22 protein-coding genes are annotated in these 21486 nt (G+C 60.0%); 16 read left to right on the top strand and 6 right to left on the bottom strand.

Features of this window, described 5'->3' with window-relative positions:
- Positions 1–148: 148 nt before the first annotated feature.
- From chrA to QMX86_RS14930, 3 genes are all read left to right on the top strand, one after another.
- Positions 149–1504: a chromate efflux transporter gene (chrA, locus tag QMX86_RS14940; RefSeq protein WP_282382325.1), complete on the top strand. Its 1356-nt coding sequence runs from the start codon at positions 149–151 to the stop codon at positions 1502–1504.
- A gap of 238 nt (positions 1505–1742) precedes the next feature.
- The gene (locus QMX86_RS14935; protein ID WP_122746553.1) at positions 1743–2627 is read left to right on the top strand and encodes a manganese catalase family protein; all 885 of its coding nucleotides are present in this window, start codon (positions 1743–1745) and stop codon (positions 2625–2627) included.
- A 77-nt stretch (positions 2628–2704) separates the two neighbouring features.
- The gene (locus QMX86_RS14930; RefSeq protein ID WP_071174676.1) at positions 2705–3214 is read left to right on the top strand and encodes a DUF892 family protein; all 510 of its coding nucleotides are present in this window, start codon (positions 2705–2707) and stop codon (positions 3212–3214) included.
- 48 nt (positions 3215–3262) lie between these two features.
- On the opposite strand, the gene QMX86_RS14925 is transcribed toward QMX86_RS14930, so the two are convergent.
- Positions 3263–4252, bottom strand: coding sequence for a ribonuclease Z (locus QMX86_RS14925; RefSeq protein WP_122752021.1), 990 nt, complete (start codon positions 4250–4252; stop codon positions 3263–3265).
- Positions 4253–4448: 196 nt separating this feature from the next.
- Between QMX86_RS14925 and QMX86_RS14920 the strand changes: the two genes are divergently transcribed.
- The 3 genes from QMX86_RS14920 to QMX86_RS14910 all read left to right on the top strand — a co-directional run bounded on the left by QMX86_RS14920 (position 4449) and on the right by QMX86_RS14910 (position 7344).
- Entirely contained in the window at positions 4449–6026 is a 1578-nt protein-coding gene (locus tag QMX86_RS14920) for a histidine kinase famiy protein (RefSeq protein WP_282382321.1), read from the top strand.
- 90 nt (positions 6027–6116) lie between these two features.
- Entirely contained in the window at positions 6117–6347 is a 231-nt protein-coding gene (locus QMX86_RS14915) for a hypothetical protein (RefSeq protein WP_282382320.1), read from the top strand.
- A gap of 19 nt (positions 6348–6366) precedes the next feature.
- Positions 6367–7344, top strand: a complete 978-nt coding sequence (locus QMX86_RS14910) for an SDR family oxidoreductase (RefSeq protein ID WP_282382318.1) — start codon at positions 6367–6369, stop codon at positions 7342–7344.
- Between the two features lie 16 nt (positions 7345–7360).
- Here QMX86_RS14910 and QMX86_RS14905 read toward each other — a convergent pair whose 3' ends face one another.
- From QMX86_RS14905 to QMX86_RS14895, 3 genes are all read right to left on the bottom strand, one after another.
- Positions 7361–7882 carry a DUF4142 domain-containing protein gene (locus QMX86_RS14905; protein ID WP_273528562.1) on the bottom strand — a complete coding sequence of 174 codons (522 nt, stop codon included), beginning with the start codon at positions 7880–7882 and terminating at the stop codon, positions 7361–7363.
- A 49-nt stretch (positions 7883–7931) separates the two neighbouring features.
- Entirely contained in the window at positions 7932–8156 is a 225-nt protein-coding gene (locus QMX86_RS14900) for a hypothetical protein (protein WP_071174681.1), read from the bottom strand.
- 133 nt (positions 8157–8289) lie between these two features.
- Positions 8290–8481, bottom strand: a complete 192-nt coding sequence (locus QMX86_RS14895) for a DUF1508 domain-containing protein (RefSeq protein ID WP_016771242.1) — start codon at positions 8479–8481, stop codon at positions 8290–8292.
- Between the two features lie 274 nt (positions 8482–8755).
- On the opposite strand from QMX86_RS14895, the gene QMX86_RS14890 reads away from it, so the two are divergent.
- The 6 genes from QMX86_RS14890 to QMX86_RS14865 all read left to right on the top strand — a co-directional run bounded on the left by QMX86_RS14890 (position 8756) and on the right by QMX86_RS14865 (position 14437).
- Positions 8756–9721: a glycosyltransferase family 2 protein gene (locus QMX86_RS14890; RefSeq protein ID WP_071174682.1), complete on the top strand. Its 966-nt coding sequence runs from the start codon at positions 8756–8758 to the stop codon at positions 9719–9721.
- A 3-nt stretch (positions 9722–9724) separates the two neighbouring features.
- Positions 9725–10435 carry a class I SAM-dependent methyltransferase gene (locus tag QMX86_RS14885; RefSeq protein ID WP_273528561.1) on the top strand — a complete coding sequence of 237 codons (711 nt, stop codon included), beginning with the start codon at positions 9725–9727 and terminating at the stop codon, positions 10433–10435.
- Positions 10432–10818, top strand: a complete 387-nt coding sequence (locus QMX86_RS14880) for a GtrA family protein (protein ID WP_130929406.1) — start codon at positions 10432–10434, stop codon at positions 10816–10818. Before QMX86_RS14885 ends, QMX86_RS14880 begins: the two co-directional genes overlap by 4 nt.
- A complete protein-coding gene (locus QMX86_RS14875; protein ID WP_073472931.1) occupies positions 10815–12911 on the top strand; it encodes a DUF6311 domain-containing protein in 2097 nt (698 codons plus the stop codon). Before QMX86_RS14880 ends, QMX86_RS14875 begins: the two co-directional genes overlap by 4 nt.
- A 74-nt stretch (positions 12912–12985) precedes the next feature.
- Positions 12986–13906, top strand: a complete 921-nt coding sequence (locus QMX86_RS14870) for a LysR substrate-binding domain-containing protein (protein WP_024012013.1) — start codon at positions 12986–12988, stop codon at positions 13904–13906.
- 165 nt (positions 13907–14071) lie between these two features.
- Positions 14072–14437, top strand: coding sequence for a 5-carboxymethyl-2-hydroxymuconate Delta-isomerase (locus QMX86_RS14865; RefSeq protein ID WP_016771238.1), 366 nt, complete (start codon positions 14072–14074; stop codon positions 14435–14437).
- Between the two features lie 3 nt (positions 14438–14440).
- Here QMX86_RS14865 and QMX86_RS14860 read toward each other — a convergent pair whose 3' ends face one another.
- Together QMX86_RS14860 and QMX86_RS14855 are read right to left on the bottom strand one after the other, a co-directional pair.
- On the bottom strand, positions 14441–15376 hold the full coding sequence (locus QMX86_RS14860) for a LysR family transcriptional regulator (RefSeq protein ID WP_073472928.1): 936 nt from the start codon (positions 15374–15376) through the stop codon (positions 14441–14443).
- A 177-nt stretch (positions 15377–15553) separates the two neighbouring features.
- Positions 15554–16726, bottom strand: coding sequence for a cyanate transporter (locus QMX86_RS14855; RefSeq protein ID WP_282387786.1), 1173 nt, complete (start codon positions 16724–16726; stop codon positions 15554–15556).
- A gap of 399 nt (positions 16727–17125) precedes the next feature.
- Here QMX86_RS14855 and QMX86_RS14850 point away from each other — a divergent pair, with 399 nt between their 5' ends.
- The 4 genes from QMX86_RS14850 (at position 17126) to QMX86_RS14835 (ending at position 21400) form a co-directional block, all read left to right on the top strand.
- The gene (locus QMX86_RS14850) at positions 17126–18775 is read left to right on the top strand and encodes a phosphoethanolamine--lipid A transferase (protein ID WP_122746544.1); all 1650 of its coding nucleotides are present in this window, start codon (positions 17126–17128) and stop codon (positions 18773–18775) included.
- Between the two features lie 163 nt (positions 18776–18938).
- Complete coding sequence (rnd, locus tag QMX86_RS14845) at positions 18939–20072, top strand: ribonuclease D (protein ID WP_071174688.1); 1134 nt, start codon at positions 18939–18941, stop codon at positions 20070–20072.
- Complete coding sequence (locus QMX86_RS14840; protein WP_016771234.1) at positions 20069–20362, top strand: YcgL domain-containing protein; 294 nt, start codon at positions 20069–20071, stop codon at positions 20360–20362. The genes rnd and QMX86_RS14840 overlap by 4 nt, the downstream gene beginning before the upstream one ends.
- A gap of 105 nt (positions 20363–20467) precedes the next feature.
- On the top strand, positions 20468–21400 hold the full coding sequence (locus QMX86_RS14835) for a D-2-hydroxyacid dehydrogenase (RefSeq protein WP_073472920.1): 933 nt from the start codon (positions 20468–20470) through the stop codon (positions 21398–21400).
- The last annotated feature ends 86 nt before the right edge of the window (positions 21401–21486 follow it).

Here is a 21486-nt window from a genome sequence, read left to right as displayed (position 1 = left end):
GGGGGTTCGAATCCCTATCTCTCCGCCATTATTGAACAAGACGAAGCCCCCGTAATCATTGCTGATTACGGGGGCTTTTTCGTTTCTGGCGTTTTGTTCGTTGCGCTTTTCGGGTACAACCTGCCGACTGCATAAAAGGAACAGCTCGATGAGTGAAGTTCAGCCGTTGGTGGGTGATGACGACGTTAGGCCGCAGGCCGTGAGTCTGCGCGAGGCGTTCTGGTTCTGGTTGAAGCTGGGCTTTATCAGTTTCGGCGGGCCGGCCGGGCAGATTTCGATCATGCACCAGGAGTTGGTCGAGCGGCGGCGCTGGATTTCCGAGCGGCGTTTTCTGCATGCCTTGAACTATTGCATGTTGCTGCCCGGGCCTGAGGCGCAGCAGTTGGCGACTTACATTGGCTGGCTGATGCATCGGAGCTGGGGCGGGATTGTGGCCGGGGCGTTGTTCGTGTTGCCGTCGCTGTTCATCCTGATTTTCCTGTCGTGGCTCTATATCGCCTTCGGTGAAGTGCCGGTGGTCGCCGGGCTGTTTTACGGGATCAAGCCTGCGGTGACGGCCATCGTCGTGCAGGCGGCGCATCGCATCGGTTCGCGGGCGCTGAAGAACAATTGGCTGTGGGCGATTGCGGCGGCGTCGTTTACGGCGATTTTTGCGTTCAATGTGCCGTTCCCGTTGATCGTGCTGGGCGCGGCGGTGATTGGCTATTTCGGCGGTCGCCTGGCGCCGGAGAAATTCAGGGCCGGCGGGCATAGCGCAACGAAGAAGTCTTTCGGCGCGGCGTTGATCGACGACGATACGCCAACCCCGGCCCATGCCCGTTTCAGCTGGACGAAACTGGCCACGCTCGCCGTGATCGGGGCGGCGCTTTGGGCGTTGCCGATGGGGGTATTGACCGCGCTATTCGGCTGGCAGGGCACACTGACGCAGATGAGCTGGTTCTTCACCAAGGCAGCGCTGCTCACCTTCGGTGGAGCTTACGCAGTGTTGCCCTACGTCTATCAAGGTGCGGTCGGTCACTACGGCTGGCTGACCCCGACGCAGATGATCGATGGCCTGGCGCTGGGCGAAACCACACCGGGGCCGCTGATCATGGTGGTGGCGTTTGTCGGTTTTGTCGGGGCTTATGTGACGCAGGTGTTCGGCGCCGATCAGGTGTTCCTCGCCGGAGCGGTCGCCGCCGCGCTGGTGACGTGGTTTACCTTTCTGCCCTCATTCCTGTTCATCCTCGCCGGCGGCCCGCTGGTGGAGTCGACGCACGACGAACTCAAATTCACCGCCCCACTGACCGCGATCACCGCAGCGGTAGTCGGCGTGATTCTCAATCTGGCGTGTTTCTTCGGCTACCACGTGCTCTGGCCGCAAGGCTTCAGCGGCAGCCTGGATTGGCCCTCGGCATTGATCGCCATTGCGGCAGCCGTTGCGCTGTTTCGCTTCAAACGCGGAGTGATTCAGGTGTTGCTGGGCTGTGCGTTGGTTGGGCTGGTGGTGCATTTGCTGCGTTAGTGGTCGCGGCGCCGGAAATCGAATCGCGCGCTGGAGACTCGATTCCGGCAATAAGTTCCGGTCATTCCAGTGCGAATATCCTCAGCGGTATAGCCCCGTTTCGCTTGTTCGCGCGGGTCAAACCATTTGTCCTGTCGCCGCAAATTTTTTGAAATTTCCGCAAAGACAATGCTTCACAAAAGGGTAGGCAAACTTTTACCCAGAACTTGCCACGCTTACCCGACTGAGGAGATTTGTCATGTTTCTACATAACAAGCGACTTCAATACACCGTTCGTGTCGCCGAGCCCAATCCGGGGTTGGCCAATCTGTTGCTCGAGCAGTTTGGCGGCGCGCAAGGTGAACTGGCGGCGGCTTCGCGCTATTTCACTCAAGCCCTGGCCGAGGACGATCCGGGACGCAAAGACCTGCTGATGGACATTGCCACTGAAGAACTCAGCCACCTGGAAATCATTGGCTCGATCATCGTCATGCTCAACAAGGGCGCGAAAGGCCGGATGGCCGAAGGCGTCGAGCAGGAGGGCGAGCTGTATCGCTCGCTCAATGGCAACGGCAATGACTCGCACATCACCAGCCTGCTCTACGGTGCCGGTTCGCCGCTGACCAACTCTGCCGGTGTGCCATGGACGGCGGCGTACGTCGATACCATCGGTGAGCCGACCGCCGACATGCGTTCCAACATTGCTGCTGAGGCACGGGCGAAGATTGTTTATGAGCGCTTGATGAACGTGACCGATGACCCCGGCGTGAAAGAGGCTCTGGGCTTTCTGATGACCCGTGAGATCGCCCACCAGTTGTCGTTCGAAAAAGCCCTGCATTCGATTCAGCCAAACTTCCCGCAAGGCAAGCTGCCCGGCATGCCTGAGTTCACCAACGTCTACTTCAACATGTCGCAAGGCACCGAAAGCATGCGCGGCCCGTGGAATCAGGGCGACGATTGGGAGTTCGTCGAAACCCCGACGCCAGGGGTCGACGGCGGCGATGGCCTGGCCACCGTGCAACTGGACAGCGCCGACGAAGCGCTGCTGGAAAACATGAAAATGCGCACCATGTCCGACCCCAACAGCGAGCCGGTCACCGGTGCGGATCTGGGCGCCGGCGCGCAGGCCAAGCCTGGTTTGTAAGGCACGTGGGGCGCGCCAGACATCAGGCGGCGCGCCCCGGTTGATCACTGGGAAATCATCAAGAAGAGGACTCGACAATGGCTACTCCACAGGAAAACCTGCTCGACTGGCTGCGTGATGCCCATGCCATGGAGCAACAGGCCGAGCAAATGCTCAAGGCACAATCCAAGCGTCTGGAACATTACCCGCAGCTCAAGGCGCGCATCGATCAGCACATCGAAGAAACCCTCGGCCAGCAGAAACTCATCGACGAATGCCTGCAACGTCTGGGCGGTGAATCCTCGACGATGAAAGACCTGGGCGGCAAGTTGATGGCGTTCGGTCAGGCTGTTGGCGGCTCCTTGATGAGCGATGAAGTGATCAAGGGCGCCATGGCCGGCTACGTTTTCGAGAACATGGAGGTCGCCAGCTATACCGTGCTGATCGCAGCGGCGAAAGCGGCGGGGGACACGCAGACGCAGAAGGCCTGCGAACAGATTCTGCCGCAGGAAGTGGCCATGGCTGAATGGCTGCTCAAGCATTTGCCGCAACTGACCAACGCGTTTCTCGAACGCTCGGCGGATCCGGATAAAGAAGCCAAGAAGTAACCCTTGCCACCGGCGTCCGCCTGCCAGACGGGCGGACGCGCTATCAAATTATGGTGCGACCTGCAGTGGCTTGCGCTCGATCTCCACTGGTTGCAAATGACCCAGCCGATCCAAGTGATAGCGCTGCAGATCCCGCGCCAGAATCAGTTGGCCGTTATACAGCGCCGCCGCTTCACTGCGCACATCCTCAATCGACGGACTCAGCGCCGGGTTGGTCTGATAGCGTGCGCTGAAGTGCGTCAGCACCAGATTGCGCACCCCGGCGGATTCGGCGAAACCGGCGACAGCGGCGGCGCTACTGTGGCCGTAACTGGCACGAGCGCGGTCGATTGCTGCCTGCACGAATGTCGCTTCATGCACCAGCACATCCGCCGATTGCGCCACTTCTGCCAGCAGCGCCGGCCGATCGTTGTCGCCGCAGACGATGATGCGCCGATCAGGTCGCGCGCTCAGCAGATAGTCGCGAGCGTGCAGCATCCGCCCGTCAACCTCCACGTCCTGACCATGGGCCAACTGACCCCAGAGCGGGCCGCGTTCGATGCCTTCAGCGTCGAGTCGCTGCACATCGAGACGTGGTTCCGGGTCGGACTCGGTGAAGACATAACCATGACACGGCACACGGTGGGACAACTCGACGGTCTGCACCTGAACGTTGAGGTTGCGCCATTCGGTAAGCGTTTCCACAGCGTGCAGGTTGATCTCGAAAGGCAGATGCGATTGCGTCACCTCCAGGCTCATTCTCAGCCACGGCTGCAGCGCCGCCGGCAGAATAATGTCCAGCGGCCGCGTGCGTCCGGACATGCCGGTGCTCGCCAGCAGACCCGGCAAGCCCAGGCAGTGATCGGCGTGCACATGAGTGATGAAAATCGCCCGCAATTCACTCAGTGACAGCGGCGTGCGCAGCACCTGATGCTGGGTGCCTTCACCGCAATCGATCAGGTACCAGCCCTTGCCGGCAGAGGCGATCAATGCTGTTGCGCTGACGTTGCGCTGGCGGGTCGGCACGCCGGCAGACGTGCCCAGAAACAACAAATCCACGGTGGTTCTCCCTGGCGGATCGGATTTCAGATATTGCGTGCAGTTCTCGGTGAGCTTTCGACAATCAGCGAGGCGATTCGGATCCATCGAAGTACCGGGACAATTCATCGGACACCCGCCGTTGCGGTGTCCGGCCTTGGCACTTCGCTCGCTGATGATGGTCACAGCGAAACGGAGTCACTTAGCGGAGGTCAACTTGCCCAGAAAATCCAGGCCGATCGTCGACCGCGCCGATGCGGCGACCCTTTCGCAAGAACGCAAAGATGTGTTTTTCGCGGCGGTGCAGGTCAGCCGCATGGCCATGATTGTCACCGATCCAGCGCAGCCCGACGATCCCATCATTTTTGCCAACAATGCGTTTCTTGAACTCAGCGGCTACGAGCTGGAAGAAGTGCTCGGGCGCAACTGCAGGTTTCTGCAAGGCGAGCAGACTGATCGTTCCGTCTTGCAACAGGTCAAGCAAGCGCTCAAACATCAACACGAAACCTGCGTGGAGGTACTCAACTATCGCAAGGATGGCTCGTCGTTCTGGAACGAGCTGTTTATCGCGCCACTATTCAACGAGCGCGGGCAACTGGTGTATTTCTTCGCCTCGCAAATGGACGTCAGCCGCCGACGCGACGCCGAGGACGGCCAGCGCTACAGCGAGAACATGGAAGCGCTGGGCCAGTTGACCGGTGGCATCGCCCACGATTTCAACAATCTGTTGCAAGTGATGATCGGCTACATCGAGCTGATCCAGCACACCGCCAAGCGGCCGAGCATTGATCCGCAACGCATCGTAGTCGGCGCCGGCCACGCTCGCGCGGCGGCGGAAAAAGCACGTTTGCTGACCCAGCATCTGCTGGCATTCTCCCGCCGGCAACGGCTTGAGGGGCGGGTGATCAATCTCAATGCCTTGCTTGAGCGCTCTCCGTTGCCGTCGCATGAATCCGCCGATCTGGAACCGCGATTCGAACTGGCCGAGGACTTGTGGAACTGCCGGCTCGACCCGGCGCAGGCCGAGATGGCACTGAATCATCTGCTGTCCAATGCCCGCGATGCGTTGGGGCAGCAGCAACAGCCGGTGATCACCGTGCAGACCCGCAACGTCGTTGTCCCGGATGCCACGGATCCACATCAGGGCGGGCTGGCGGCGGGGCGTTACGTCTGCATCGCGATCGCCGATAACGGCGTGGGCATTGCTGCCGACGATCTCGACAAGGTCATGGAACCGTTTTTCACCACCAAGGAGGAGGGCAACGGTGCCGGCCTCGGTTTGTCGATGGTTTACGGCTTCGTCAAGCAATCCGGCGGTGTGGTCAAAATCGAATCGACACCGGGGCTCGGCACCACGGTGCGCCTGTTCTTCCCGGCGGATGACAGTCAGCTATCGGCACCTGGCTCCGCTGAAACCGCAGAAAATCTCAAGGGCACGGAGCGCATCCTGATCGTCGAGGATCGCGCCGAAGTCGCTGAACTGGCGCGCTTCGTACTGTCCGAACAGGGTTACCAGACCACCATCGCTGCAGACGCGAGCGAGGCACTGGCGATGTTGCTGAGTAGCGACTTTGAGCTGGTCTTTACCGATCTGGTCATGCCCGGTGAGATGAACGGGCTGGCACTGGCGCGAGAAATCACCCAGCGCTATCCGGCCATGAAGATCCTGCTGACGACCGGCTACTGCGCGGACGAGTCGGCGCCCAATGAACTGGCTGACAATGAGTTCGAATTGATCGCCAAGCCCTACGCGCCGGTGGATCTGTTGCGCAAGCTGCGCTCGATGCTCGGCTGAAAAAACGAACTGTCAGCGAACGTTCGGCGTCCATCCTTAAGACCACATTGAGCAACCAGTGAGGGGACGATCCCCGAGGAGATGTTTGCTATGAGTGATTATCCGATGGACGAAACCGATTCCGATCACCGCAACCGCCAGTTCGGTCAGGCGCTGGGGCTGGATGCTGACGAGGTGGAGTCGTGGGTCAGTGCAATCGAAGAGGACGGCAGCGGCATGGGCTACGTCGTGCATTTTTCCAGCGAAACGCCGGTGGACGTACTGGCCAAGGTGCAAGGACTGGGCGATGACCTGATAATCAACATCGGGCCGATCGACTGAGCATCAGGGAGAACGGTTCATGCAGGAGCAACCTTTGGTGGTGATAAGCGGCGCCAGTGCTGGCGTGGGGCGCGCGGTGGCTCATCGATTTGCCGCTGGGGGCTACCGCATCGGCCTGTTGGCGCGTGATCCGGCGGGACTGGCCGCCACGCAAGAAGAGCTGCAAGCGTATGGCGTTCAGGTCGAAACGGTTAGCGTCGATGTCGCCGATGCGCTCGCCGTGCAAGAGGCTGCGCAGCAACTGGAAGCCGCGCTCGGACCGCTGGCAGTGTGGGTCAATGCAGCGATGGTCACAGTGCTTGCGCCGATAGAACAATTGTCCGCCGCCGAGATCGAGCGCGTCACTCAGGTGACCTATCTCGGCACGGTTCACGGCACCTTGGCGGCGCTGTCGTTGATGCGTCCGCGCAACAAGGGTCTGATCATCCAGGTCGGCTCGGCACTGGCCTATCGCGCTATTCCGTTGCAGGCCGCCTATTGCGGGGCGAAGTTCGCTGTGCGCGGTTTTACTGATTCATTGCGCTGTGAGCTGCTGCATGAGCGCAGCCATATTCGTGTGTGCATGGTGCAATTGCCGGCGATCAATACCCCGCAGTTCGATTGGGCGCGCAACAAATTGCCCAAGCGTCCACAACCGGTGCCACCGATTCACGACCCCGACGTGGCAGCACGGGCGATTTTCAGTGTGGCAAAGCATCCGCCGCGAGAGTTGTGGCTGGGGTGGTCGACGATCAAAGCGATTGTCGGCCAGTCGGTCATGCCCGGTCTGCTCGACCGTTTGATGGCGCGAAGTGCATGGTCCGGTCAGCAGACCAATGAGCCTGAAGACAACGTGCACCCGGACAACCTGTTCGAAGCGCAGCCGGATCGGCATCAGATTCGCGGCCGCTTTATCGGCCGCTCAAAGGACGCGGCGCTGGCCTTGACTTCGACGCAAGTGCTGGCGGTATCGGCAGTAATTGCCGTACTGGTGGGCGTGGTTCTATTACAGCTTTGATTGTTCCCCCGGTTGGTCAGGGGTTGACGGATTTCAGTGCGCCAGCGGAGGGCTTGAGTTTTTCCTGCAGGTCGCGGGCAGTTTTTGTCTGTTTCTCGATGTCCGGCAACGCGGATTGGGCGAAAGCCTTGAGCTGCGGATTTTGTGATGACATCGCTTCTTTCTTGAACAGCATCAGCTTTTGCTCAAGGGTTTCGGCCTGGCTGTCGATGTAAATGCGGTCGAAGGCGTCATCCCTTGATTCAAGGCGTAGCTGCTTGGCTTTGGATGCCACCGAGGGTTCGGTGGGAACCGCCATCTGCTGGCTTTGCCCCAGCTGCCTGATTTGTTTATCGAAACGCTCATGGTCGGCGATCATTTGTCTGGCGAACGCTTTGACTTCGGGCAAGGTTGCCTTTTCCAAAGCGATGCGCGAACTGTTGTGCTGGAACAGGCTTTGCTGTGCCGCCTCTTCGATGAAGGCGTCGATGGTGTCTGCATGGCCTGGCTGGACGCTCATAGCCAAGACCGCAAGGCAGATCGCGGCGAGTGATTTCATGGCGCGTAACCTCCGCAGCATCGATGGATCGTGGCGGCCCGGGATCAGCTCATGGCTGCTGATAGTGGCCGGGGACGTTGTCGCCTTCGTCGGGCCTGGTGCGTTTCTGCACCTGGACGTCGCTCAGTGAAGCGGTCTTCAATTCGGCGAAAGCGGTCTTGACCAGGGTTTCAGCGAGACCCGGATCAAGGGTCTCGCCATCGTGGATCAGCGTGCGGCTTTGCGGCTGGTTGTCGACGATGAAACTGACGAGGTAGCGGTGCTCATGGGACATGGCTGAAATCCTTGGGTGCATGGCAGCAAAAATTGCAGTACATGCACCTTTGATGAACACCGCTGACAAGCATTCAAATAAACCCTTTGAAGGGCGACAGACGGTGCCGCTTTGCAGATGAACAGGACGTCGCTCAAATTTCCTTGATCGGCGTCTCGCCCTGTACGGCTTTGATCAGATTGATCACATGCAGGCAATCAGCCTTGTTCACATACGATTCGCCACTGGCCACGGTCTCGTGGTTGCGCGCGCGCAGACGCCAGCGCCATTGGCCTTTGCCAGTGCTCGGAGTGCCTCGGGTTTGTCGGTAGATTTCGAAATACATGGGTTCGCTCCCTGCGATGGATAGGCGCGCCAACCTGTGTGGCGCATCGACGCAAGCCTAGCGCAGCGGGTTTTTTTGGCTATCGCGGATTTGTTTCCAATCGTTCGCGGATGTTTCTGAAAGACCCTGCCCAGAGCGCCGCGACTGCCCGGCGAATTGGCCGATATGACGCCGTGTCATGCTTGCACGTGCGTGCCTGCTACTGCTTAATACGGGACGGCTCATGGCCTCGAAAAACTTTCGATGACCGACAAACTATAAAAAGAGCACTCCTTTGACTGAGCACGGAACGCAACAGGCCGGGCAGGTGACGTTGTCGCTGGTGATCCCCGTTTTCAACGAGGCCGACAGCCTCGACAGCTTTCTTTCGCGCATCGACGAGGTCTTTCAGACGCAGGCGCTGATCGATCTTGAACTGGTCTTCATCAACGATGGCAGCACCGACACGACCCTTGAGCGCTTGCTTGAACGGCAGCGGCAAGACTCGCGTCTGCGCATCGTCGACCTGAGTCGCAACTTTGGTAAGGAAGCGGCGTTGTCGGCCGGTCTGCAAATGGCCACCGGGCAAATCGTGGTGCCGATCGACGCCGATCTGCAGGACCCGCCGGAAGTCATCTTGCAAATGATCGAGCGCTGGCGTGAAGGTTACGAAGTGGTGCTGGGGCATCGCGTCAGCCGCCGCAGCGACACGTGGGCCAAGTCGACCTCGGCCCACTGGTTCTATCGCCTGCACAACCGCATCGCCGAACAGCCGTTGCCGGAGAACGTTGGCGACTTCCGCCTGATGGACCGCTGCGTGGTCGATGCGTTGCTGACCCTGCCTGAGTCGCGGCGCTTCATGAAAGGTCTGTTCGCCTGGGTCGGTTTTCGCACCACCCACGTCGACTACGAGCGCCCCGAGCGCGTGGCCGGGCAAAGCAAGTTCAATGGCTGGCGGCTGTGGAATTTCGCCCTCGAAGGCATCACCAGTTTCAGCACCGAGCCGCTGCGGGTCTGGACCTACCTGGGGGCGACGGTTTCGCTGGTGTCGTTTGCGTTCGCCATGTTCATTGTCCTGCGCACACTGATCCACGGCGTCGACTTGCCCGGTTATGCCTCGCTGATGGTCGCGGTCACGTTCCTTGGCGGTCTGCAATTGATCGGCATTGGCGTACTCGGCGAATACCTCGGCCGCACCTATATCGAATCCAAACGCCGACCGGTTTTTCTGGTGCGTCGCGTCTACGACCCCAAGGACTGACAGATGGATCTCAAGGAAACCGACATCCTCGGCGACAGTATCGATGAGCATTGGTATTACTGCTGCAAAGCGGCGGCGACCCGGCGATTGCTGGGTGACATGCCGATTCGGCGAATACTCGATGTCGGTGCCGGCTCGGGGTTTTTCTCGCACCATCTGCTGACCCACACCGACGCGCATGAGGCGTGGTGCGTCGACATCAGTTACCCGGCCGATTCAAGCGCCACCAGCGCGGGCAAACCGGTGCATTACCGACGCGGCATCGACAGCATCGACGCCGATCTGGTGTTACTGATGGACGTGCTCGAGCATGTCGACGACGACCTCGGCCTGCTCAAAGGCTATGTCGATAAAGTGCCTTCGGGCAGTCGTTTTCTGATGACGGTGCCAGCGTTCCAGTTTCTCTGGAGCGGTCATGATGATTTTCTCGAGCACAAGCGCCGCTACACCCTCGCGCAATTCGAAACCCTGGCGGGCGATGCCGGTTTGACCGTCCAGCGCGGCGCCTACTATTTCGGTGCGGTGTTTCCTATCGCCGCTGCGTTGCGCCTGATGCCTCAAGGTTCGCAAACCGCAGAGCCACAGTCGCAACTCAAGCGTCATCACCCGTGGGTCAACAGCGTGCTCAAGACTCTGTGCCGGCTGGAATTGCCGTTGATGGGCAGCAACCGGCTGGCCGGTTTGAGCGTCTTCGTGCTGGCGCAGAAACCGTGATCGGTAGTGATCGTTCAGCGTTGGTCCGCCGTGGTCTGCGCTTTGCCCTGACCGGGCTGTTCGTCACTGCGCTGCATGCGCTGGTGGCTGTGCTGTTCATCCGCTTCATCGCGCCCGAACCGCCGCTGGCCAATGGTTTCGCCTTTGCCGTGGCGACCATTGTGTCTTATGTGATCAACACCACCTGGAGCTTTTCAGCTCGCCTGCACGGGCGCACGTTACTGCGCTTTGTGTCGGTCTCGGCGGGCGGTTTTCTATTGGCGATGCTGGTTGCCTGGGCGGCGCAAATGGCTGGGTTGCACTATCTGCTCGGGATCGGCGCCGTGGCCCTGACGGTGCCGGCATTTACTTTCGTTTTGCATAATTTCTGGACGTATCGATGAAGCCCTGGAACAGATCTTCAGCGTTGACGATTCTGCCGTTGCTGTTGGGCGTGCTTGCTTTTTTCATGGTGATCGGTCCGCGTGCACTCGATCCGCAGAACATTGCCTGGCTCAGCGAGGGCGATCCGGCTACGCATTATCTGGGCTGGGTTTTTTTCCGCCAGTCGCCGTGGACTTTTCCCCTCGGGCTCAACCCGTCGTACGGCATGGAGTTGGGCAGTGCGATCATCTTTTCTGACTCCAATCCGCTGCTGGCACTGCTGTTCAAACCGTTCAACGCCTGGCTGCCAGAGACGTTCCAGTATTTTGGCTTGTGGTTGCTCATCTGTTTCGTACTGCAAGCGTGGTTCGGCTGGAAACTGCTCGGCTTGATCACGGATAACGTCGTAATCCGGCTTCTGGCCACGGGACTGTTGCTGTTTTCCCCGCCGATGTTTGTTCGTGCCGGAGGACATCTGTCTCTGGCCGGGCACTTTCTGCTACTGGCGGCACTTTACCTGGCGCTGCATCCCGCGTTGCAACGGCGGCGGCTGGCCTGGGGCTGTCTGCTGGCGGCGACAGCTCTGGTGCATGCGTATCTGTTGGTCATGGTGGCGTTGATCTGGTTTGCCGATCTGCTCGGCAAAGTCATTTTTGACCGATTGACTCGCCGTCAGGGGCTGATCGAGTTCGGCGGTCTGTTCGCACTGGTCAGCGTGTGTTGCTGGCAGGCCGGATACTTCAGCATTGCCGACGGCGCCGGCAGTGGGGGGTTCGGTTTTTACCGGATGAATCTGCTGGCGCCATTCGATTCGGATGGCTGGTCGCAGGTATTGCCGGACATCCGCACCGGCGGCGGCGATTATGAAGGCTTCAATTATTTCGGCCTCGGTGTGCTGATGCTGTTACCGCTGGCGGCGGTGGCAGGGTTGCGCGGCGGGATTTCGCCGAGGGCTGCGCTGGGCGATCGGTGGTGGCTGGTGTTCGCAATGATCGGCCTGACCCTGTTCGCGTTGTCCCATCACATCGGTGTCGGGACGCAGACTTTCAACTATCCGTTGCCGACATTCATCGAGCGGCTGGCCAGTATTTTTCGCGCTTCAGGGCGCATGTTCTGGCCGGTCTTTTATGCAATCGAACTGTTCCTCGTGTACCTGCTTGTGCGGGGCTTTCGCGCGCCAGTTGCCATAGGGTTACTCGCCTTGGCGCTGGTGGTGCAGGTGGCAGATACGCACAACGGCTGGGCGGGGCTGCGCGCATCAAGGATGGTAGCCCCCGCATCGGACTGGGTCAGTCCGATGCGCGACCCCTTCTGGAACAGCGCGGCCGGCCACTACGGGAATGTTCGCGGGTTGCTGCCGCAAAACCAGCCCGAACGCTGGCAAGCGATCGCTGATTTCGCTGGAGCACATGGTCTGAAAACCGACGCGGTGTACATGGGGCGCATGAGCATTTCGGCGCTCGACAAGGCGCAGCGCGTGGCTCGGCATCGGCTGCAAACCGGAGAGTACGAAGCCGATTCTCTATATATCCTGGACGATGAAGCGCAGGCTCTGGCGGCCAAAAGCGTTCACAGCGATAGCGATCTGCTGACCCGGGTCGATGACTTCGTTGTGCTTGCACCAGGCTGGAAGCGTTGTCAGCAATGTCTGCCGATGATCGATGAGGGGCGGGCGCTGGCATCCATCGCGCTGAGCCGTCCGGGCGTTGTCTACACATTCGATCGCAAGAGTCGACAACTGATCAAAGGCTGGGGGGCGCCGGAAGCGTGGGGCACCTGGAGTGAGGGCCATGACGCGGAAATGGCGCTGCGCGTGCCAGCGCGAGCTAAATCGATTTCGATCCAGGCGCTGGCGTTCGTCATGCCGCCAACTCTTGCTCAGCGAGTCATCGTCAGGCTCAACGGCGTTGAAGTTCTTTCGACTCGGCTGACAGCCTTTCAGGGCAATTCTCTGGAAATTCCGTTGAATGAACAGGTCAGGCAAACCCTGCCGGAGGATGGCGCGCTGAGACTTGAACTGCATTTGCCCGACGCCGTCAGCCCGCGCAGTCTCGGAATGAGCGATGACGCACGCATCATGGGCCTGGGCGTGAAATCCGTGAGTGTGCAGTAAACCGCGCAAACGTTGATGGACGCCGGGTCCCGGGCCTTTCTACACTGCCGCTATTCCGGAAGCAGGGGCAATGGATGAACCGCAATGAACTACGCAAGGCCGACATCAACCTGATGGTGGTGTTCGAGACCCTGATGCTCGAACGCAACGTGACCCGCGCGGCGGAGAAGCTGTTTCTTGGCCAGCCGACCATCAGTTCGGCACTCAACCGTTTGCGCACGATGCTCAATGATCCGCTGTTCATCCGCGTGGGCCATCGCATGGAGCCGACGGCCCGCGCCGAAGACATTTACCGCCATCTCAAACCGGCACTGGATTCACTGTCGGCGGCGCTGAGCCTGACCCGCGATTTCGATCCCGCCACCAGCACCATGACCTTTCGCATCGGCCTGTCCGACGACGTCGAATTCGGCCTGCTGCCGCCGCTGTTGCGCGCGCTGCGCCAGGAAGCACCGAGCGTGGTGTTCGTGGTGCAGCATGTCGATTACTGGCGCATTCCCGACCTGTTGGCCGCCGGCGATATCACCGTCGGCATCAGCCAGACCCGTGGCCTGCCGGCCAACGCCAAACGCAAACTGCTGCGGCACATCCAGCCGAGCATCCTGCGCGCCGATGCCTCTGATACGCCGCTGACCCTCGACGAATATTGCGCTCGCCCGCATGTGCTGGTGTCGCACACGGCCAATGTCAGTGGCTACGCCGATGAATGGCTGGCGGAACTCGGTCGGACGCGGCAGGTGGTGCTGTCGGTGCCGCAATACAGTGCACTGCCGGCGTTGCTGGCCGGCACCGACCTGATCGCCAGCCTGCCGGATTACACCGCAGCGGCGATGGCGGCGTCCGGGGCGCTGTTCCAGGAACCGTTTCCGTTCAAGACGCCGACGCTGGACCTGTCGATGGTCTGGCTCAGCCACGTCGACAGCGACCCGGCCGAACGCTGGCTGCGCTCGCGGCTCGAAGCGTTCATGAGTGAACGGCCGCTGATTCCGTCCTGACAAGCACCACACAACCCTGTGGGAGCGAGCCTGCTCGCGAAGCCGTTCGGCAGGCGCGGATGTGCAAACTGAAAGGACGCTTTCGCGAGCAGGCTCGCTCCCACAAATGACGCTGTGTGATTGTGGTATATGTACGCCCCCGCATCCGCCGACTGGAGATCCGCAATGCCACACCTGCACATGGAATACACCGCCAACCTGACGCAGTTGAACGCTGACATCGCCCTGATCCGGCTCAACAACACGCTGGTCGGTTCCGGTCAGTTCGGCGCGGAGTTCGATATCAAGAGCCGCGCGATCAAGATCGACAACTTCAAGGTCGGCACGGCGCAGGGCGAGCGCGCCTTCGTCCATGTGAAACTGGCCTTGCTCAGCGGGCGCTCGGCGGAGATCAAGAAGCAGCTCTCGCAAAGCCTGCTGGCGGTGTTGCAGGAACTCTGCGAATGGCCGGCCGGGCTCGAAGTGCAACTGTGTGTCGAACTGCTCGACATCGATCGCGAGTCCTACAGCAAAGCCGCGATCGGCGTCTGACGCTCAGGCGTTTTCCAGCTCGCTGCACACCTGAATCACCTGCTCGCGCAGCCAGACGTTGGCGCTGTCCTGATCGGCGTTCTGGCTCCACTGCATGTCGAGAGTGAAACCCGGCAAGCCATTGGGCGCCTCGCAGTGGTTGAACACCGCGTCGTTGGTCAACAGACGCTGGATACGCCGGGGCAGGGTGAGGATGAAATCGGTGCCGGTGATCATCTTCAACGCGGCGCTGTAGCTGTTCGAGCGCGCGACGATCTGGCGTTTCTGCGCCTGCCGCGCCAGCCAGCCGTCGACCATGTTGGTGCTTGAAGTCCACGGCGTCGGGAACACATGCCGACGTTCGGTAAATGCTTGCAGGCTCAGGCGCGGCTCCAGTGGGGTGGCGCGTTTGTCGAAGACGCAGACCAGGTCATCTTCAAGCAGCATCCGTGATTTCAGATCCGCATGCTGGCGGTGAAAGTGCGGGCCGAAACTGATCACCAGATCGAGGCTGCCGTCGCGCAACTCTTCGGCCGGAACGTCGGTTTCAAACTTGTGCATGTTGACCATCACCGGCAAATCATCGAAGTCGAAGCGCTTCAACAGGCGCGGCAGGATCAACTGCTCAAAGTATTCCGGGGCGCAGATGTTGAATGTCACCGCCTGCCGGCTCGGGTCGAAGGCCGGGGCACCGGCGTGGCAGAGGTTGATGCTTTCGATGATCTTCTGCACATGGCCGTACATGCTGCAGGCTTTGTAGGTCGGGCGCATGCCGGTGCGGGTGTTGATGAACAGTTCGTCTTCGAAACTGGTGCGCAGTTTCTTCAGGCAATAACTGACGGTGGACTGGCTGACGAACAGGGTTTCCGAGACATCGGTGACACTGCTCTGCTCGTACACGGCGACGAATACCATCAAGTCCTGCATGTCGAGCTTGCGAAGCAAATTACTGTTCAGCATGAGTTCCGTCTCGCTGTGCCCCCTTGCGCAGAATTCGCGCAAACGTGTGCGTACGATCCTAACGGAACGATGGTGCCAGGAGAAACCCTTGTAGGACATTTCACGGACACATGTGGGACAGAAACTTTTAGCAACACGACGTTGCTGATTTCGTGCGGGAAAGATGGCCAGAGGCCTCTAGATTGCACTCTGGAAGTGGCGTGCGTAATGGCGAGGGTCGAAGCGCATCACCATCAGCAGCATGATCACCATCACCGCCGTCAACGCCCACCACGCGCCTTCGAAACTGCCCAGCCGATCGCGAATCATCCCTGCCAACAGTGGCGACAGTCCTGCGATCAGATAACCGATCCCCTGTACAAACGCGGTCAGGCCACCGGCGCGCTGCGGCTCGTCGCAGTGATCCAGAGCGACGATCAGGCTCATCGGAAACAGACCGCCAATCCCCAGCCCCAACAGACAGGGCCATAACAGGGCCAGAGTTAGCGGGGCGAGATTCAGCCCGCAGAAACCGCCGATGATCAGCAACAGCAGAACCGCCAATATCCCACGCCGATCACGGCTGCGATTGGCGATCGCCGGCACTACCAGCCCCGAAATGACCTCCATCGCTGTAAGAAAACCCAACAGCAGCCCGGCGTTTTGTTCACTCCAGCCCTTTTCCATGTAGTACGGGGCGAGCCAGGCGAGGACACAGGTGTAGGACGCCGTACCGAGGCCAAAGAAAATCGCCAGCAACCAGGCGCGAGGGCGGGTGATGAAAGACTCTTGTTTGGTCGTTCTCGATATGGCTGGCGCGGGCTGTAAACACCAGACCAATAAGGCGAGCAACGCCAGCCCTGCCCAAACAGCGAGCCCCACGCGCCAGTTGCCGGCCTGCACCATCACCAGTGGCGCGAACGATGCGGCAATCGCAGCGCCGCCCATGATCGAAGTCACGTAGATGCCCATGCACAACGCCACGTTATTCGCAAAGCGCGATTTGATTAGCGCCGGCATCAATGCCTGAATCAGGGCTATGCCAATGCCGGTCAGCATCGCGCTGACGATCAGCTCGATCGCCGAATCGATAAACAGCCGTGACAGGCTCGCCAGCCCGATGATCAACAGCGACAGCAGCACCGTGCGTCGGTCGCCCAGGCGCTGGCTGATGCTCAGGCCGAAGAACATCGCCAGTCCCATGGCCATCACCGGCAGCATCGTCAGCAGAGAGGCAAGCGTGAAGCTCAACGGTATATCGCCACGGATCGCCGACAGCAGCGGCCCGATGGCTGCCATTGATGGGCGCAGATTAAGTGCGACAAGGATGATCGCGAGCATCAGCCAAGCGGCGGGGCGGGTGTGATTCATCAGCGGGCCTTCGAATGCAGGGGCTGATGATTAGGCGTCGCGATGCGCGCATCGGCAAATCAGAAAACCCCGGGCCAGACCTAAAAACTCGATAACACCCCTGTCCCGATGTGGGAGCGAGCCTGCTCGCGAATGCGTCACTCCAGACAAACAGTTATTGACACTGCGCTTTCGCGAGCAGGCTCGCTCCCACAGAGGACAGTGCGAAGTGCCTGAAACTGAATAAAACCTGAACCATTCTCAAATACTCGCAAACTTTCACGTTCGTACTCCGAGGCAACTAATCATTAGCATCTTTTTCACGAAAAATTGATCCATGGCTGTCTAAAGTTTGGCATGCCTCGGTGAATGAAATTTTCACACTTGACGAGGCTCTTCTTTCAGGAACAGTCACTCATCATGTTGAAGTTAAAAGCCGTGCGCCCGGAATGGGTGACGTTGTTCGCCAGCGCCTTTTTGTTGCTCGGTTTCAATCTGGTGCTTTGGCAACATCTGTTCGAGATCACCGCCGCCGATGGTAAGGGCATCGCCATGCGCGTGGCGTTTGGCGTGATGATCTTTGCCGCGTTCAACATAGTCCTGACGTTATTCGCTTTCCGGCCACTGCTTAAACCACTATTGACCCTGTTGTTTTTAGTCAGCGCCGGCGTGGCTTACTTCATGAGCCAATATGGCGTGATGATCGATGCCGGCATGTTTCGCAACTTTGCCGAAACCAATGTGACGGAAGTGCGTGATCTGCTCTCGTTGAAGTTGTTCGCTTATATTCTCTTGCTGGGTATTTTGCCGTGTTTGTTGTTGTGGAAAGTACCGGTCAATTATCGGCGCTGGCATCGTGAGTTGTTCAGCAAAGTTATTGTCAGTGTTGCCTCGGCGGCGGTGATCGGCGTTGTGGCATTGGCCAACTATCAAGGCTTGTCGTCGCTGTTTCGCAATCACCACGAAATTCGCCTGATGCTGGTGCCGAGCAATTACATCGGCGCATCCATTGGTTATCTGCAAGAGCAAGTGGTCTCGGCGCAGCAGCCGTTCATCAAGATCGGCGAAGATGCCCAGCGCAATCCCGACTTGCAGCTACAGCCACGCAAATCCCTCACGGTGCTGGTGGTGGGGGAGAGTGCGCGGGCGCAGAACTTCGGCATTCTCGGTTACGACCGAGACACCACGCCGCAACTGGACAAGGAAGCGGGGCTGATCGCCTTCACTGACGTGCATTCCTGCGGCACGGAGACCGCAGTTTCGGTACCGTGCATGTTCTCCAACATGGGCCGCAAGGATTACAACGCCAGCAAGGCCAGGAATGAAGAGGGCTTGCTCGACGTACTCAAGCGTGCCGGCATCGATGTGATCTGGCGCGATAACCAGTCCGGCTGCAAAGGCACTTGCGACCGCGTCACGGTGCAGGATGTCAGCAAGTTGCAGGACCCTGCGTTATGCGCCAACAGCGAATGTCGCGATGAAATTCTCCTGCAAGGCCTGCAAAGTTTCATCGATCATCTGGACAAGGACACCGTGCTGGTTCTGCACCAGATGGGCAGTCATGGCCCGGACTACTTCAAGCGTTATCCCAAGGAGTACGAACACTTCACTCCGGTCTGTGAAAGTAACGCGCTGAACAATTGCAGCCGCGAAAGTATCGTCAACGGTTACGACAATACGCTGGTGTACACCGACCATGTGCTGGCGAGCCTGATCGATGTGCTGCGCAGCAATCAGGACAAAGTCGACACCGCCATGCTCTATCTGTCGGACCACGGCGAATCGTTGGGCGAGTACAACCTGTTTCTGCACGGCACGCCGTACATGCTGGCGCCCGAGCAACAGAAGCATGTAGCGATGCTGGCGTGGTTCTCCGACAGCTATCAGAAGGCCTATTCGGTCGACACCCATTGCCTGCAACTGAGCCGGGACAAACCGCTGAGCCAGGACAATCTGTTTCACTCGATGCTTGGTCTGCTGGAAGTGCGCAGCAGCGTGTATCAGCCGGCGCTGGACATGTTTGCCGGTTGTCGCGGCGCGGTGATCGACGGCGTGTTGGCCAAGCAGTGAAGCGTTTCCTGCCCGTCGCGCCAATGCGACGGGCCTTTCTGTTTCTGCTGTCAGACTATTCTTGCTGACAGGCAAGACATTTCCTTACAGCTCTTGCCCTTCAAAGGCGCGTAAATCGTCGGTGGCGATATATACTGCGCGCCATTCTTCAAGGGAGAGCCGTGTGGCTATCGATATTCACTGGATTCGCGACAACGAAAGCCTCGCGCAGTTTTGCGCCGAGTGGCAGCAACTGCCGTTCGTTGCCCTCGACACCGAATTCATGCGGGTCGACACCTTCTACCCGATTGCCGGCCTGTTGCAGATCGGCGACGGCAAACGCGCCTACCTGATCGACCCGCTGACCATCAACGCCTGGCAACCGCTGGCCGCGTTGCTGGAAAACCCGGCGGTGCTCAAAGTCCTGCACGCCTGTAGCGAAGATCTCGAAGTGCTGTTGCGCCTGACCGGCAGCCTGCCGGCGCCGTTGTTCGACACACAACTGGCCGCCGCCTATCTGAACCTCGGTTTTTCGATGGGCTACTCGCGTCTGGTGCAGGAGGTGCTCGGCATCGACCTGCCCAAGGGCGAAACCCGCTCCGACTGGTTGCAGCGCCCGCTGTCCGAAACCCAGATCAGCTATGCCGCCGAAGACGCCGTGCATCTGGCCGAGGTGTTCGTCGAGTTACGCCCCAAGCTGTCCGCCGACAAGTTCGCCTGGGTGCTGGAGGATGGCGCCGAGCTGGTCGCCAACCTGCGCCGCGAGACCGATCCGTACGAGGTCTATCGCGAGGCGAAACTGGCGTGGAAGCTGTCCCGTGCGCAACTGGCCGTGCTGCGTGAGCTGTGCGCCTGGCGCGAAAAAGAAGCCCGCGCCCGCGACTTGCCGCGCAACCGCATCGTTCGGGAACACTCGCTGTGGCCCCTGGCCCGCACGCAGCCGGATAACCTCGCGGCGCTGGGCAAGATCGAAGACATGCACCCGCGTACCGTACGTCAGGACGGTCAGTTTCTGCTTGATCTGATCAAGCGCTCTGGCAGTGTGGGGCCGGATCAATGGCCGCCGGCAGTGCCCGAGCCGTTGCCGATCGAAGCCGCTGCGTTGATCAAACAACTGCGCGCGCTGGGTCAGGCCGAGGCCGAACGCCTGGGTATTGCCCCGGAACTGATGCTGCGCAAGAAAACCCTCGAAGCCCTGGTCAAAAGCGGCTTCCCCGAGGGTCCTTACCAATTGCCCGATTCGCTGCGTGGCTGGCGCCGCGAATTGCTCGGCCAGAAGCTGCTCGACAGCCTGGCCACCGCCGGAGAACAGCCTTGAAACGTATTTGCTCCATCTACCAAAGCTCCAAGCGCAGCGGCATGTATCTCTACGTGCTCAAGAGCGATGCGCTCGAGCGCGTGCCGGATGCGCTGATGACGGCTTTCGGCAAAGCGAAGCATTCCTTCGATCTGGTGCTGTCGCCCGAGCGCAAACTGGCCAGCGAAGACATCACCGTGGTCCTGGAAAACCTCGACAAGCAGGGCTATCACCTGCAAATGCCGCCGGCCGAGGACGAGTACATCGAGCACCTGCCCGAAGAGTTGCTGCGACGCAACGACCCGGTCTGACCCGCGAGGCCCTGTCCTGGGCCTCGGTTAACCCTGGAACTGTTTTTACCGCGATGGCCGGCCCCAACCCGGCGGCTGTCTGCACGGTTTGCGAAAGGTTTGAAGATGCGCGTTCTGATTGCTGAACACGACCACGCGATATACGCCCGCCTGCTGCGTCAGGCACTGCCCGAGCTTGAAGTCCTGACCAGCGGCGACTCCGCCGAACTGGCGCGGCAAGCCGCCGATTGCCCGGTGTGGCTGGGCCAGCCGGATCTGCTCGCGACCCTGCTGCGCCAGGGCCATCAACCGCAATGGCTGCAATCGACCTGGGCCGGCATCACGCCGCTGCTCGCCGACGGCCTGCGCCGCGACTATCGCCTGACGCGCGCCGTGGGGATTTTCGGTCAGGTCATGGCCGAATACGTGCTGACCTACATCCTCGGCCACGAACGCGAAGTGCTGGCGCGGCTGGTCAGCCAGGTCGAGCGCAAGTGGGACAACCGCAGCGGCCAGAGTCTGGTCGGGCGCAAGGTGCTGATCGTCGGCACCGGAGACATCGGCCAGAGCGTTGCGCAGTTTCTGCGGCCGTTCGGCGTCGAGCTGTACGGCATCGCCAGCAGTGCCCGCGAACAGGCGCCGTTTGTCGAAGTCGGCGCGCTGGCGGATCTGCCGCGACTGGTGGGCGAGGTGGACTACGTGGTCAATCTGCTGCCGAACACCGAACACACCCACGATATCTACGACGCTGCGCTGTTCAAGCAATTCAAACCGACCGGACTGTTCATCAACGCCGGGCGTGGTGTCGCGGTGGTCGATGCTGATCTGGTTGAAGCTTTGAAAGAAGGGCACCTGGCCGGCGCGGTGATCGACGTCTGCCGTCAGGAACCATTGCCGCAACGCCATCCGTTCTGGACCGCGTGGGGCTTGCTGCTGACCGGGCACAGCTCGGCGCCGACCTCGCCGGCGCTGATGGTGGATTTGTTTGTGCAGAACCTGAAAGCGTACGAGGCGGGTGAGGCTTTGCGCGGCGAGGTGGATTTCACCCGCGGTTACTGACTCACCCGATTTCGCTGTGGGAGCGAGCCTGCTCGCGAAGAGGGCGTGTCAGTCGACAACAGCGTGTCTGACACAGCGCTTTCGCG

Source organism: Pseudomonas sp. PS01270 (genome assembly GCF_029959775.1).
In the GTDB taxonomy this organism is placed as follows: domain Bacteria; phylum Pseudomonadota; class Gammaproteobacteria; order Pseudomonadales; family Pseudomonadaceae; genus Aquipseudomonas; species Aquipseudomonas atacamensis.
Note: the sequence above shows the minus strand (reverse complement) of the source record. Positions and strands in the feature narration are given on the sequence as shown.